Source organism: Paraburkholderia phosphatilytica (genome assembly GCF_003443895.1).
Taxonomy (GTDB): domain Bacteria; phylum Pseudomonadota; class Gammaproteobacteria; order Burkholderiales; family Burkholderiaceae; genus Paraburkholderia; species Paraburkholderia phosphatilytica.
The window spans coordinates 1-12,740 of record NZ_QQOA01000033.1; the positions used below are offsets into that span (position 1 = coordinate 1).

15 protein-coding genes are annotated in these 12,740 nt (G+C 68.3%); 9 read left to right on the forward strand and 6 right to left on the reverse strand.

The genetic code is table 11. The annotated features are described in order from the left end of the window. Positions 1–117: 117 nt before the first annotated feature. On the reverse strand, positions 118–1,152 hold the full coding sequence (locus tag DVS29_RS27305; RefSeq protein ID WP_118183655.1) for a zinc-dependent alcohol dehydrogenase family protein: 1,035 nt from the start codon (positions 1,150–1,152) through the stop codon (positions 118–120). Between the two features lie 105 nt (positions 1,153–1,257). On the opposite strand from DVS29_RS27305, the gene DVS29_RS27310 reads away from it, so the two are divergent. Further along, positions 1,258–2,193 (forward strand): LysR family transcriptional regulator, encoded by a 936-nt coding sequence (locus tag DVS29_RS27310; protein WP_118183656.1) that lies wholly within the window; start codon positions 1,258–1,260, stop codon positions 2,191–2,193. A gap of 18 nt (positions 2,194–2,211) precedes the next feature. Here the strand turns inward: DVS29_RS27310 and DVS29_RS27315 are convergent, their stop codons facing one another. The 3 genes from DVS29_RS27315 to DVS29_RS27325 form a co-directional block, all read right to left on the reverse strand. After that, a complete protein-coding gene (locus tag DVS29_RS27315; protein ID WP_118183657.1) occupies positions 2,212–2,853 on the reverse strand; it encodes a DUF1109 domain-containing protein in 642 nt (213 codons plus the stop codon). Next, the gene (locus DVS29_RS27320) at positions 2,850–3,422 is read right to left on the reverse strand and encodes a sigma-70 family RNA polymerase sigma factor (protein ID WP_118183658.1); all 573 of its coding nucleotides are present in this window, start codon (positions 3,420–3,422) and stop codon (positions 2,850–2,852) included. Before DVS29_RS27320 ends, DVS29_RS27315 begins: the two co-directional genes overlap by 4 nt. 132 nt (positions 3,423–3,554) lie before the next feature. Beyond that, the gene (locus DVS29_RS27325) at positions 3,555–3,875 is read right to left on the reverse strand and encodes a hypothetical protein (protein ID WP_118183659.1); all 321 of its coding nucleotides are present in this window, start codon (positions 3,873–3,875) and stop codon (positions 3,555–3,557) included. A gap of 211 nt (positions 3,876–4,086) precedes the next feature. Here DVS29_RS27325 and mnmH point away from each other — a divergent pair, with 211 nt between their 5' ends. From mnmH to DVS29_RS27365, 8 genes are all read left to right on the forward strand, one after another. Beyond that, positions 4,087–5,217, forward strand: a complete 1,131-nt coding sequence (gene mnmH / locus DVS29_RS27330) for a tRNA 2-selenouridine(34) synthase MnmH (RefSeq protein ID WP_118183720.1) — start codon at positions 4,087–4,089, stop codon at positions 5,215–5,217. 81 nt (positions 5,218–5,298) lie between these two features. After that, complete coding sequence (locus tag DVS29_RS27335; RefSeq protein ID WP_118183660.1) at positions 5,299–6,366, forward strand: permease; 1,068 nt, start codon at positions 5,299–5,301, stop codon at positions 6,364–6,366. Between the two features lie 16 nt (positions 6,367–6,382). Further along, positions 6,383–7,447 carry a selenide, water dikinase SelD gene (gene selD / locus DVS29_RS27340; RefSeq protein ID WP_118183661.1) on the forward strand — a complete coding sequence of 355 codons (1,065 nt, stop codon included), beginning with the start codon at positions 6,383–6,385 and terminating at the stop codon, positions 7,445–7,447. Positions 7,448–7,469: 22 nt separating this feature from the next. Then, positions 7,470–7,787, forward strand: a complete 318-nt coding sequence (locus DVS29_RS27345) for a YnfA family protein (RefSeq protein ID WP_118183721.1) — start codon at positions 7,470–7,472, stop codon at positions 7,785–7,787. A 120-nt stretch (positions 7,788–7,907) separates the two neighbouring features. Beyond that, on the forward strand, positions 7,908–8,180 hold the full coding sequence (locus DVS29_RS27350) for a hypothetical protein (RefSeq protein ID WP_118183662.1): 273 nt from the start codon (positions 7,908–7,910) through the stop codon (positions 8,178–8,180). Positions 8,181–8,394: 214 nt separating this feature from the next. Continuing rightward, complete coding sequence (locus tag DVS29_RS27355; protein ID WP_118183663.1) at positions 8,395–9,219, forward strand: isocitrate lyase/PEP mutase family protein; 825 nt, start codon at positions 8,395–8,397, stop codon at positions 9,217–9,219. A 97-nt stretch (positions 9,220–9,316) separates the two neighbouring features. Next, the gene (locus tag DVS29_RS27360) at positions 9,317–9,655 is read left to right on the forward strand and encodes a sugar ABC transporter ATPase (RefSeq protein WP_240655813.1); all 339 of its coding nucleotides are present in this window, start codon (positions 9,317–9,319) and stop codon (positions 9,653–9,655) included. A 259-nt stretch (positions 9,656–9,914) separates the two neighbouring features. Beyond that, positions 9,915–11,006, forward strand: coding sequence for a porin (locus tag DVS29_RS27365; protein WP_118183664.1), 1,092 nt, complete (start codon positions 9,915–9,917; stop codon positions 11,004–11,006). A gap of 21 nt (positions 11,007–11,027) precedes the next feature. Here the strand turns inward: DVS29_RS27365 and DVS29_RS27370 are convergent, their stop codons facing one another. Both DVS29_RS27370 and DVS29_RS27375 read right to left on the reverse strand, forming a co-directional pair. Then, the gene (locus DVS29_RS27370; protein ID WP_118183665.1) at positions 11,028–12,395 is read right to left on the reverse strand and encodes a HipA domain-containing protein; all 1,368 of its coding nucleotides are present in this window, start codon (positions 12,393–12,395) and stop codon (positions 11,028–11,030) included. Next, positions 12,395–12,718 (reverse strand): helix-turn-helix domain-containing protein, encoded by a 324-nt coding sequence (locus DVS29_RS27375; RefSeq protein WP_118183666.1) that lies wholly within the window; start codon positions 12,716–12,718, stop codon positions 12,395–12,397. Before DVS29_RS27375 ends, DVS29_RS27370 begins: the two co-directional genes overlap by 1 nt. Positions 12,719–12,740: the final 22 nt, after the last annotated feature.

Below are 12,740 nucleotides of genomic sequence, written 5' to 3' on the forward strand. Positions count from 1 at the left end.
TCATGACTGTGGGACCGTTCCGTGAGCTTCTTTCTACAACGTCCTCGGCCCCGTCAGCGATGACTGCCGAGCCGAATAAATCAGCGTTTCCCTAGGTATGCGCCTCGCATTCAGGTGTTATGCGGTCATTGCGCGTTCGCCCACGTCGACCACGATCTTGCCGAACGCACCGCGCGCGAGATGCGCGATCGCGTCCGGTACCGCGTCGAACGCATAGGTCGTGTCGATCACCGGTTCGAGCTTCAGCTTGTCGACCGCGCGCACGAGGTCCTCCAGCGCGCGGCGATGGCCGACGCCGATCCCCTGGATCGTCGGTCTGCCGAGAAACGACGGCACGCTCGGCAGCGACATGCAGAAGCCGTCGAGTACGCCGATCAGCGAAATCCGCCCACCCTGCGCGAGTGCCCGCACCGATGCGTGCAGGTTGTCGCCGCCCGCCAGTTCGAAGATGTGATCGACGCCGCGGCCGCCTGTCAGCTCGCGCGCGGCGCCAGCCCAGTCGCCGTTCGCCGTGCGGCCGATGCCGTGCGTCGCACCCAGCTCCCGCACGCGTCGCAGCTTGTCTTCGCTGCCCGATATCACGATCACGTCGGCGCCGTGCGCCCGCGCGAGCTGCGCGCCGAACAGCGCGACGCCGCCTGTGCCCTGCACGAGCACGGTCTGGCCCGCGTGAATCGCGCCGGTCTCCACGAGCGCGAACCAGGCGGTCAGCCCCGCGCATGGCAACGTGCTCGCCTGCGCCGCGTTCAGCGTGCGCGGCGCGCGCACCGCCCAGTCCTCATGCAGCACGACGTACTCCGCCAGCATGCCGGGCAGCGCGCTGCCGAGCTGACGCGCGCCCTCGTGCCACCGGCCGTCGATCCAGCCAGCCCAGAACGTGCTGATCACGTCGTCGCCTTCGCGAAAGCGCGTGACGCCCGCGCCGAGCGCCGCGACCGTGCCTGCCATGTCGGATGCCGGCGTGAGCGGCAGCTGCGGCGGATTGTCGGCGTCGTCGCCGCGCACGATGATCAGGTCGCGATAGTTCAGCGAAACCGCGCCCACGCGCACCACGATCTCCCCTGGGCCGGGCAACGGGCGCGCCGCCGTGTCGAGGACGAGATGCTCCACGCCCGGGGCGGCGAGACGCCACTTGCGCATCGACTGACTCATTCGTAGCTCTCCGTGTACTTGAACGATGCAACCAGTCTAGTGGTGCGCTTTCGGATACGGTGGAGGATAATTCTCCGATTACTGTCGACAGAAACTCTTCAATCGATGAGCGATCGCCTGAGCGGGATTGCCGCGTTCGTGAACGCGGCGGAAGCAGGGAGCTTTGCGCTGGCGGCGGAGCGGATGCATCTGACGCGATCGGCGGTGGCGAAGAGCATCGTGCGTCTGGAGGACCGGCTGGGCACGCGCCTGTTCCATCGCACGACGCGCAGCCAGAGCCTGACCGAGGACGGCCACGCGTTTTACGAACGCTGCGTGCGCGCGCTCGCGGAACTGGAGGCCGGCGAAGCGACGCTGAGCGCGGGGCGACGCGACCCGTACGGGCGGCTGCACGTCAGCGTGCCGGTGCTGTTCGGCCGCCGCTGCGTCGCGCCGGTGCTGCTGGCGCTGGCCGCGCGCTATCCGCGGCTCGAATTGCAGATCAGCTTTACCGACCGCGTGACCGATCTGGTCGAGGAAGGCGTCGACCTCGTGATCCGCAGCGGCAGGCTGCGCGATGCATCGGCGGCGCTCGTCGCGCGCAAGCTCGGCGAGCAGGCGATGATCCTGGTCGCGTCGCCGGGCTACCTCGCGCGTCACGGTGTGCCGGCGGGCGTCGACGACCTCGCGGGGCACCAGGGTGTGATCTACGCGAGCGGGCGCCGCAACGCGAACTGGCCGGTGCCCGACACCGGCGGCGCGAACGGCGGCTGGCGCGACATCGAGATCGCGCACCGGCTGCGCCTCGACGATCTGGAGACGATCGTCAGTGCGGCGAAAGCAGATGCCGGGATCGCGCGGCTGCCGTGCTGGCTGATCGCGGACGAGGTTCGTGCCGGCGCGCTTGTGCGCGTGCTGCCGGAACTGTCCGGTCCGCGCGTCGACGTGCATCTGGCGTGGCTGCGCACGCCGCATCTGCCGCTGAAGATGCGCGTCGCGATCGACGAACTCGTCACGCGCATCCCGCCGCTGCTCGCGATCGGCGCGAGCGAGCGCTGCTGACGCCGGCCGCCGTTCGCGCTACCAGCGCAGCAACTTCGGCCCGAGCAAGGCGCCGACGGCGGTGGGCAGCGCCATGCCGAGCAGGTACCAGACGGCCCAGAACGGCACGCCCATTTCAGGGCAGTGCAGGCAGTACGCGAGGGTCGCGGTCGCGCCCGCGAGCAGACCGCCCGCCGCACCCGCCACGCGCAGCCGCACGGGCGCGAGCCCGCGGATCGCCCAGAACACGGTGACGATGCCGGGCAGCGACAGGAACGCGATGTTCAGCGGACAGGTGCGCCACGTATAGCCCATCAGGCTTGCGACGCGCGCGTCGGGCGGCGTCAGGTACCACGCCGCGAGCGCGCCGATCCACACTGCAGCGATGGGCGCCGCGAGTGCGGCCCAGCCTTCGCGCACCGCCACGCCCGGGCGGGACAGCCGCGTCGTGACGACGAGCGCGGCGAGCGCGAGACAGAAGGGCAGCGCGCACTTGGCCCAGAAGAGCGGCGTGTGGAGCATCTCGCCCAGGTCGGGACGCAGGCCATAGCAGAGCGCCATCAGCGCGATCGAGCCGGCGCCGCCAATCACCAGCGCCCACGTGAAGCGGCGCGCGACGACATGGGGATCGACGGGCGCGACGCCCGCCGACAACAGCGAAACCAGTTCTTGCGTCTTCATGCGGCGCCTCGAATCTTCATGGCCAGGGCTTTCAGTCCGCGATGCACGCCGACCTTGATCGCCGATTCCGACAAACCGGTCAGCTTCGCGGTTTCCGCGACCGAGAGTCCTTCGAGCTTCACGTGCATGATCGGCAGGCGCTGCTTGTCGGGCAACTGTTCGAGCAGCGTGCTCAGGTCGCGGCGCGCTTCGGCGGGCTCGGCGTCGCTGACCGCGAACAGGTCCATGTCGTCGTCGAGCGGATCATGCAGCGCCTCGCGGCGCGCGCGGGAGCGCAGATAGTCGGTCATCTTGTAGCGCGCGATCGCGTGCACCCAGGCGGTGAGCGGTTCGTCGGCGCGGTAGGTGTGGCGGCCGTTGTGCACCGCGAGCAGGATCTCCTGCACGATGTCCTCCACGTCGTCCTGCAGATGATAGAGCCGCTTGCGCAGGAACCCGCGCAGATGCCGGCTCAGATCGTCGAGAAACGCACGATAGGCCGCGGAGTCGCCGTCAAGCGAGCGGAGCAGCAGGGCTCTCAGCCGCTCTTCGACGGGACGCGCCAAGGTGCTTTCGGTAGATGGATTCATCGCGGATCGGGTGGCGGGGACGGCCGCCGGGGTGATCGATGCGGTGTTGGTCGGGGAACCTGACGCGATATTACAGCGCTGCGGAAAATTTTCACCAGGGCCTGCCACGGGCGATCGTCGTCGGGCGTCGCGTCACATGGGGCGAAGCAAGGTCGCGAGCAGTTTCTGGAACGCGCTTTCCCGTGCCTTGATCACCGTCCACACGCGCTGCGAAATCCAGAAGCTGGGCGGGTTCGTGTCGACGTAGCGATACGACGCTTTCCGTGTCTTCGGATCGATCTCCGATTGCCATACGGGCTTGCCGCCAAACGAACGCATTTCGAGCGTGTTGCGGGTTGGCGCGTATGCATAGAAGCCATCCTCGAGGATCCAGGCGGCATTGTGCGCCGCGAGCCAGGGGCAATAGTCGCCGTGGCCAGCGATCGGCCTTTGATCGGTACCCTGTACGCTCATGTTCTCTCTCCATGAAGTGGCTGGCACGTGAACCCCGCGCGATGACGGGATCCAGGCGCATGATGGTCGGCGCGATCAGGGGGCAGGTGATATCGGGGTATGGCCGTCGAACCTGCCGCGCGGGCGGGAAGCGAACCATCGGCCGTGGGATAATGCCGCCTTCCCATGCTCCGCCTGCCGGCCGCGGCGCTCGCGCCGCCCGGTGAATTCCGTGAAAAACCTCATCGTTTCCATCGACGACCTGGCCTCGTTCGACGAAGTCATCGACGTCCGGACCCCGCTCGAATTCGCCGAAGACCACGTCCCCGGCGCGCTCAACGCGCCCGTGCTCAGCAACGAGGAACGGGTGATCGTCGGCACGCTGTACAAGAGCTCGCCGTTCGACGCGACGCGCGTCGGCGCCGCGATGGTCGCGCGCAATATCGCGCAGCATCTCGACACGCTGTTCGCCGACCGGCCGCGCAACTGGCGTCCACTCATCTACTGCTGGCGCGGCGGCAAGCGCTCCGGCTCGATGACGACCTGGTTCAACCTGATCGGCTGGCAGGCGCGCCAGCTGGACGGCGGCTACAAGGCCTACCGGCATCACGTGCTGCAGCGGCTCGCCGCGCTGCCCGCGCGACTGTCGTATGTCGTGCTGACCGGCCATACCGGCACCGGCAAGACGCGGCTCCTGCGCGCGCTCGGCGAGGCGGGCGCGCAGGTGCTCGACCTCGAAGGTCTCGCGCGGCATCGCGGCTCGCTGCTGGGCGCGCTGCCCGATTGCAGCCAGCCGAGCCAGAAGGCGTTCGATACGGAACTCGCGGCGGTGCTGGCGGACTTCCGCGCGGACCAGCCGGTGTTTGTCGAAGCCGAGAGCCGGCGCATCGGCCGGATCACGGTGCCCGAGACATTGCTCGACGCGTTCCACGCCGGCCATTGTGTGCAGGTGAGGGCGCCGCTCGCGGCCCGCGTCGCGTTCCTGCTGGACGACTACGGCCATCTGTTCGATACGCCGGACGCGTTTAAGGGCCAGCTGTCGCGGCTCGTCGGGCTGCACAGCCGGCAGACGGTCGAACGCTGGCATGCGCTGATCGATGCCGGCGAGCGCGCCGGGCTGTTCCGCGAACTGGTCGAGCTGCATTACGACCCGGCCTATGCGCGCAGCAGCCGGCGTTCGTTCAGCGCGCTCGACGACGCGATGACGTTCGACTTCGACCCCGGTTCGGCCGACCGTCTCTCGCAGGCGCGCGCACTGCTCGCGCAGGTAGCCGCGCTGCCGCTGTCCGCGAGCGAACGGCGGACCGCGCCGTCCGCGGCTGCCGCTTCCAGTTCCACTTCGACCGAACCGCATCATTCGTAGCCGCGCTGGCCGCCGTCGCCAGCCCGGCAATCCGCTCTTCGCTCACCCTCCGCTCACCACGCGCAAACCTTCAGAACCCACATGGAATCTTTCGCTCAACCCTCACGACGCCCGGTTTCGGCGGCCGGCGTCGCGCTCTTCGCGCTGATCGCCGTGGCGGGGCTCTACTACGTGAAGTGGTCGCCGTACTACCACCGCGCGTTCGTCGCCGCCGACACCCATTCGATCGGCCACTCGATCCTCTCCGGCACGGCCGCGTTGCCAGTTGCGCCGTCGTGGCAGGCCGCGCTCGACTACGCGCTCGCCTACGGGAAGGCGATCTGGCAGGCGCTGGTGCTAGGTCTCCTGCTCGGCTCGGCCGTGCAGACCTTGCTGCCGCCGCAGTGGATCGCGCGCGTGCTGGGCGGCGCCGGCTTTCGCAGCGTCGCCGCGGGCGGTCTGCTCGCGCTGCCGGGCATGATGTGCACGTGCTGCGCGGCGCCGGTCGTGGTCGGTCTGCGGCAAAGCAAGGCCGCACCTGGCGCGGCGGTCGCGTTCTGGCTCGGCAATTCGGTGCTGAACCCGGCCACGCTGATCTTCATGGGCTTCGTGCTCGGCTGGCACTGGACGGCGCTGCGTCTCACGCTCGGCGTGCTGCTCGTGTTCGGCGGCGGCTGGCTCGTCAATCGCCGTGCCGCGCCGGCGGAGCGTGCGGTTGCTGAGGCGAAGCTCGACGCGCTCGCCGCGAGCGATGCCGCCGAGGGCAACGTGTTCGGCCGCTGGCTCGCGCTCGTCGCGCGGATGGCGCTGCGGCTCGTGCCGGAGTACATCGTGCTGGTGCTGCTGCTCGGCGCGGCGCGCGCGTGGCTGTTCCCGCACGTCGGCCCGGAAGTGGCCGATACGCTCGGCTGGATCGTCGCGTTCGCGGTGGCGGGCACGCTGTTCGTGATCCCGACGGCCGGCGAGGTGCCGATCGTGCAGACCATGCTGTCGTTCGGCGTCGCTGCGGGTCCGGCGGCCGCGCTGCTGCTGACGCTGCCGCCGATCAGCCTGCCGTCGCTCGCCATGACGGCGCGCGCGCTCGGCGCCCGTACCCAGGCGCTGCTCGTCGCGATGGTGGTCGCGGTCGGCGTGATCGCCGGGCTCGCGGCCGTCGCGCTCCATTTCTGACCGCTCCGGACTCGCCATGAACCCCTCTCTTCCGACCGCGGGCGCGGTGCCGCGCCTGACCGAGCTGTCGCACGGCGGCGGCTGCGGCTGCAAGATCGCGCCGGGCGTGCTCGCCGAGCTGCTGAAGCGCGCCGCGCCGATGCCGCTGTTCCCGAACCTGCTGGTCGGCTCCGAAACCGCCGACGACGCCGCCGTCTACCAGCTCAACGACGAGCAGGCGATCGTCGCGACGACCGACTTCTTCATGCCGATCGTCGACGATCCGTACGACTTCGGCCGTATCGCCGCGACCAACGCGCTGTCGGACATCTACGCGATGGGCGGCAAGCCGCTGTTCGCGCTCGCGATCGTCGGCATGCCGATCAACGTGCTGCCGCACGAGACGATCGCGCGCATCCTCGCCGGCGGCGAGTCGGTGTGCGCCGACGCGGGCATTCCGGTCGCGGGCGGCCATTCGATCGATTCCGTCGAGCCGATCTACGGGCTCGCGGCGATCGGCGTCGTGCATCCGCAACGGGTGGCGCGCAATGCCGCGGCGCGTGCCGGCGACGTGCTGGTGCTGAGCAAGCCGCTCGGCGTCGGCGTGCTGTCGGCGGCGCTGAAGAAGGGGCGGCTGGACGCGCAAGGCTACGCGGCGATGCTCGACACGACCACGCGCCTGAACCGTCCGGGCACGGCGCTCGCCGGACTCGACGGTGTGCACGCGATGACCGACGTCACGGGCTTCGGCCTGCTCGGGCATCTGCTCGAGATGTGTCGCGGCGCGCGGCTCACGGCGCGCGTCGACTACCGCGCGCTGCCGTTCATCGACGCCGCGCCGGCGCTTGCCAAGGCGGGCTGCGTGACGGGCGCGTCGGGACGCAACTGGAGCGCGTATGGCGCGGACGTGACGCTCGAAGGCGGTCTGCCCGCGATCGCGCAGGCGCTCTTGACCGACCCGCAGACGTCGGGCGGGCTGCTCGTGTCGTGCGCGCCGGAAGCGGTCGACGAGGTGGTGCAATGTCTGCACGATGGCGGCTTCGGCCAGGCGGCGGTGATCGGCCGGCTCGAAGCGGGCGATGCGCGCGTCGTGGTGGCGTGATGGTCCGCCGCGCGCTGGCTCGATGAAAACGTTCGTGCTGTTCGCGCTGACCGCGATCGCGGAGATCGTCGGCTGCTATCTGCCGTATCGCTGGCTGAAGGAAGGCGCGAGTGCGTGGCTGCTGCTGCCCGCAGGCGCTTCGCTCGCGCTGTTCGCGTGGCTGTTGACGCTGCATCCGTCGGCGGCGGGGCGCACGTATGCGGCGTACGGCGGCGTGTATATCGCGGTGGCGATCGTGTGGCTCTGGGCCGTCGACGGCGTGCGGCCAACCGGCTGGGACCTGGCCGGCGCGTTGCTGACGCTGGCGGGAATGGCGCTGATCGCATTCCAGCCGCGCTGATCGTGATGGATTGCAGCGGCGTCCATGCGCCGCGCCGTGCACGATGCGACGATCTGTACGAGACTGCAACCAGTGGCAGGCGCAACGCCTCGCCATCGCGGCCGACACCATCGAGCGATCATGAAGCGCAACTACGAATACCACGGCTATCAAATCGAAGTGAGCGTCGAGGCGTCCAGCGCGTCGGCGCGTTTGGGCGTGGGTAGCCGGCAGCCGGGCTTCGTGACGGTGGTACGCGTGCTGCGCGCCGGCGCGCCCGTCTCGCAGTTCGCGCCGCTGCGGCTGTCGGATGCGGACGGCCAGCTGTTTCGCAACGACGTCGATGCGCTGAAGGGCGGCTATGCCGCGGGCCGCTGGCTGATCGACGACGTTTCGGCGGAAAGCGACACGTAGACGCACGTGCTGCCAACGCTCCGCAACTGCGCGGGCGCAACGAGCATGAACGCGCGGTTTCGGCGATCATCGTAGCGGGCCGGCCGCCGCGTTGCGACATCGAGCGTTCTCCAGCCGCAATGCACCGCGCCCGTCATCCGGCTTCGCGCCGTTTGCCGCGCATGCCGCCCGATTCAAGCAGGGGACCTCGTTCCCTTCGTTCAGGAGACACCTCATGCCTCGCACCGTCGCCGGGAAGCGCGCCGCCTTTCGTGAGCTGCACGCCGCCGGCTGCTTCACGCTGCCGAATCCGTGGGACATCGGCAGCGCCCGCTATCTGCAGCAGCTCGGCTTCAAGGCGCTTGCGACGACGAGCTCCGGGCTCGCGTGGTCGCTCGGCCATGCGGACAACACGCTGTCCCGCGATACCGTGCTCGCGCATCTGCGCGTGATCGTCCAGGCAACCGATCTGCCCGTCAACGCGGACTTCGAGAACGGTTTCGGCGCGGACCCGGCGGGCGTCGCGGAAAGCGTGCGGCTCGCGGTCGAAACCGGCGTCGCGGGCCTGTCGATCGAAGACTCCACGGGCGACGCCGGCACGCCGCAGTTTCCCGTCGACGTCGCGGTAGAACGGCTCGCCGCCGCGCGCCGCGCGATCGACGACACCGGCGGCGATACGCTGCTGGTTGGCCGGGCAGAGAACTTCGTCGTCGGCAGCACGGATCTCGACGACACCATCGCGCGGCTGAACGCGTACGCGGCCGCCGGCGCGGACTGCCTGTATGCACCCGGCATCAAAACGCGCGAGCAGATCGAGGCGGTGGTGCGCGCGGTGGCGCCGAAGCCCGTGAACCTGCTGATCGGCGCGACCTCGTCGTTCACGGTGCAGGACGTGGCCGCGCTCGGTGTGCGGCGGGTGAGCGTGGGCGGCGGGCTCGCGCGCGCGGCGTGGGGCGGCTTCATCAGCGCCGCGCAGGGGCTGGCCGAAGGACGCTTCGACGGCTTCGCAGGCGCGGCAAACGGCGGCACGCTCAACGGGCTGTTCGGCGACGGTGCCTGAGGGTTCGCGAATGCGGCGCTTTGGTCTGTTGAAACGGGCGTGCCGAAGGCCGTTCTGAATGAAGACGCCAGCGTCGTTCATCGCGGAGACAAAGCCCATGAAATCCATACCGTTGACCGTCGCGCTCGTGGCCGCCATGAGCGTGAGCGGCTGCGAGACTTCGTGCAGCATGGCATCGGCCACGTCGGGTTCGTCAGGCACCTCGGGCACATCGGTGAGCAGCTCGTCGACACCCGGCAGGAGCGAGGCGACCTTGATGGGCTCGAGCGGCAAGGCGAGGGTGGCGGGCGACACGATCGAACTCAAGGACGGCGCCGTGTTCGTCAACGGCACGTCGTATGGCGCCGTGTCGCCCACGCAGCGTGTCCAGTACATCGTCACGGGCGACACGAAGACGCTGCTCGTCGACGGCAATCCGCGTTCGCCGGTGCACTAGCCCCACGCCGCGCAAGCAGTAAAAAAACCGATGTGGCGTTTGCGCAAATGCTTGCGCGGCTGCATGTCTGACTTTCTCCAAACGGAGTAGCCTTCTTTCGGTGTGCATGCCAGTCGGGGGCCTGGGATAGCCGGGGTCGAGGCATCGCACTCGCGCGATAGCGAATCGTGGCGGCGTGACTTTCACCGCGCCATTCGCTTCTGAGAGTCGCGCGGCACAGAACAGCTTCTTCGACATTACACCAACAAATGGAGAAAAAATGAAAGGGTCCCATGTTCTGATGGGCGCGGCCGCGGGCGCGCTCATGCTGTCCGGCACCAGCGCATTCGCGCAGAGTTCGGTCACGCTGTACGGCCTCGTCGACACCACGGTCCGCTACCTCACCAACGCCAATTCGCACAACGACGGACTCGTCTCGATGGGCGAAGGTGTGGAGACGCCGAGCCGGTTCGGCCTGAAGGGCAGCGAGGATCTGGGCGGGGGGCTTTCAGCGGTGTTCCGGCTCGAGAACCAGTTCCAGCTGTGGTCGGGAAAGCTCGACAACAGCAACAACCAGCTGTTCCAGCGCCAGGCTTACGTCGGACTGTCCAGCGACCAGTACGGCACGCTGGCGTTCGGCCGCCAGCAGACGCCGTTCTTCGAGCAGATGGGCAACACTTACGATCCGATGACGGTCGGCGACTTCTGGCAGGACAGCTACGTGTACAACCCGGTCGGGCCGTTCCTGTTCACCAACAGCTCGGTGAAGTACAGCAACCACTTCGGCGGGCTGCAGGTGGAGGGCATGTACGGCTTCGGCGGCGTGGCGGGCAGCGTCGGCGCAAACAGCATGTATGGCGTGACCGCGTCGTACACGCTCGGGCCGTTGTCGGCGGATGTGGGTTTTCAGCAGAACGATGTATCGGGCAAGAAGTTCAACATCCTGAACCTGAGCGCGGTGTATGCGTTCACGCAGTCGGTCAAGGTGCTGGGCGGCTGGCTGCATTCGCAGGACAACACGGGTCTTGCCGACGTCGACATGCAGCAGTCCGGCGCGCCGACGCTGCCGCGCGTGAGTCCGAACCGCATCGACGACAGCCTCTATCTGGGCTCGTCCTGGCAGGTGACGTCGCCGCTGACGCTCACGCTCGCGGGCTACTACGATCACGCGCGCAATGCCGCGCTGCTCGACGGCGACCTTGGCGTCGGCATCAACTACTCGGCGACGGTGCTGGCCGAGTACGCGCTGTCGAAGCGCACCGAGGTGTACGGCACGATCGACTACACGCGCGGCAACGGCGCGTTCACCGCGGACTACCCGGGCCGCAACAACCAGACGGGCGTCGCGGTTGGGTTGCGGAATCTGTTCTGAGGTTTGCGGGTTATGTGCCGGCTAGATCAGCGCCCGGTCGACCTTCGTGATCCCGGGCGCGATCTGCGCAAGGCGGGCGGCTTGCGTGCCGATGAACGCGGCGATGTGCTGTACGAGGTCGCGCTCGTCGCCTTCGTAGATGTCCGATTCCGCCAGTTCGGACGCGGTGCCCTGTACCGCCCGGGCCATGCGCGCTAGTTCGCGAGCGATCACCGCGCCGGGCACGCGCGCACGGTTCGCGAAGTCGGCAAGCTCCAGCGGCGTCACTTCCTCGAGCCGGAACGCGTCGCCATACCCGAGCGCCATCTCCTGCTCGACGTTCTCTCCGTATGCGTTGACCGACACGAGGTCGTAGAACGGCGCGGGCGCGAGGCCCGAGTTCCTCACGAAGAACGACAGATTCTTGCCGTGCGCATCGCTGTTGCCGATGAAGAGCTGAAAGAGCGCCCAGCGCAGCATCCATTGCCGCGCCGCCGCGGGAAGCGCGAGATGCGGGTCGAGCGAGAAGAGCTTTTCGAAGCTCACGCCCTCGCGAATATGACGCACGTCGCGCGTATGCCCGAAGTTGCGCTCGTACTTGAACGACACGGGCAGATCGAGCGCCTGGCAGCCATCGATGATATGCAGACGCCGCACTGCGCGCACGGTCACGCCATCCGCTTTGTCGATGCTCGCCTCGCGGTCGAAGCGCTCGATCAGCAGAATCGGCTCGGGGATGCGTCGGATCGTGACGGCGGCCACCGGCAGACCGATGCGTGCAGCGAGCGTCATGCAGTAGTGCTCGTTCGCAACCATGTGCGGCGTGTTCGCGTTGCGGGACTCCGGCTTCAGGATGTGCGTGGAGCTGAGGGCGGCGCCATCGGCGAGCGAAATCCGATCGCCCTCGACGAGCACCTGCAGCTTGTCCTGGTAACCGGCCACGGACATGCGGACCTTCCGGTCCCAGACCGGAAACGGAATCGTGTCGCGCTCACGGATGCGCTCGCTGAGTTCCTCGTTCGTAATGACGCGGCGCTCCGGCTCATCGTCGATCCCGGCGTTGTTCGACGCGGTGGCAGCATCGTCGTTCGCTGCCCGAAAACTGAGTGCTCCGACCGGTTCTTTACCCAGCATGCGCACGAGGCCGAAGGTGTTGTCCTTCGACATCTGGTACACGATCGAGGCGACGTCGAGCGCGCGGCCCTCGGGCAGCAGGTTGGCGAGAAACCGGTGCACGACGCCGCGCCCGGGTTCGCTACCGGCGAGCGGGATGTGCGGCGAAAGCGCAAAGGCGCCATCTTTCGCGCGCCACGCGTCGTCATACCGGAAGCTGTATTGATCGTCACGGCTTTCGAACGCGAGCTGACCGACCGTGCCGGCCTGGGTTGCTACGTGAAGCAGATGCGCCATCACGATTCCCCGTCCGCATGCGGCGACGCATCGCGATTAACGTGTTTGTCGACCGCACGCATGGCCGCGGCCGTATCGCCTCTTTCGACCAGCAGCATGTCCAGACCGAGGCCAATCAACACCCTGAACAGCCGGTCGGAGCCGACCGGCCGGCCATTCTCCAGCCGCGACAGGACGTTCGACGACACGCCGAGCAAAGCCGCAGCGTCGTCGATGCGCATGCCGTGCTCGAGCCGCTGGTTGCGCACGATCTCGCCGAGCGCCTCGAGGTTGTGTGCCCACGGGGTGACGGCGGCGTCCGGCTTGGATAGGGTACGGGCCATAGTTGCGCTATATGGAAACAAT

Coding starts and splice junctions, on each gene's coding strand:
- DVS29_RS27305 (WP_118183655.1), bottom strand. CDS start 1,152: ATGAGTCAGTCGATGCGCAAGTGGCGTCTCGCCGCCCCGGGCGTGGAG.
- DVS29_RS27310 (WP_118183656.1), top strand. CDS start 1,258: ATGAGCGATCGCCTGAGCGGGATTGCCGCGTTCGTGAACGCGGCGGAA.
- DVS29_RS27315 (WP_118183657.1), bottom strand. CDS start 2,853: ATGAAGACGCAAGAACTGGTTTCGCTGTTGTCGGCGGGCGTCGCGCCC.
- DVS29_RS27320 (WP_118183658.1), bottom strand. CDS start 3,422: ATGAATCCATCTACCGAAAGCACCTTGGCGCGTCCCGTCGAAGAGCGG.
- DVS29_RS27325 (WP_118183659.1), bottom strand. CDS start 3,875: ATGAGCGTACAGGGTACCGATCAAAGGCCGATCGCTGGCCACGGCGAC.
- DVS29_RS27335 (WP_118183660.1), top strand. CDS start 5,299: ATGGAATCTTTCGCTCAACCCTCACGACGCCCGGTTTCGGCGGCCGGC.
- selD (WP_118183661.1), top strand. CDS start 6,383: ATGAACCCCTCTCTTCCGACCGCGGGCGCGGTGCCGCGCCTGACCGAG.
- DVS29_RS27345 (WP_118183721.1), top strand. CDS start 7,470: ATGAAAACGTTCGTGCTGTTCGCGCTGACCGCGATCGCGGAGATCGTC.
- DVS29_RS27350 (WP_118183662.1), top strand. CDS start 7,908: ATGAAGCGCAACTACGAATACCACGGCTATCAAATCGAAGTGAGCGTC.
- DVS29_RS27355 (WP_118183663.1), top strand. CDS start 8,395: ATGCCTCGCACCGTCGCCGGGAAGCGCGCCGCCTTTCGTGAGCTGCAC.
- DVS29_RS27360 (WP_240655813.1), top strand. CDS start 9,317: ATGAAATCCATACCGTTGACCGTCGCGCTCGTGGCCGCCATGAGCGTG.
- DVS29_RS27365 (WP_118183664.1), top strand. CDS start 9,915: ATGAAAGGGTCCCATGTTCTGATGGGCGCGGCCGCGGGCGCGCTCATG.
- DVS29_RS27370 (WP_118183665.1), bottom strand. CDS start 12,395: ATGGCGCATCTGCTTCACGTAGCAACCCAGGCCGGCACGGTCGGTCAG.
- DVS29_RS27375 (WP_118183666.1), bottom strand. CDS start 12,718: ATGGCCCGTACCCTATCCAAGCCGGACGCCGCCGTCACCCCGTGGGCA.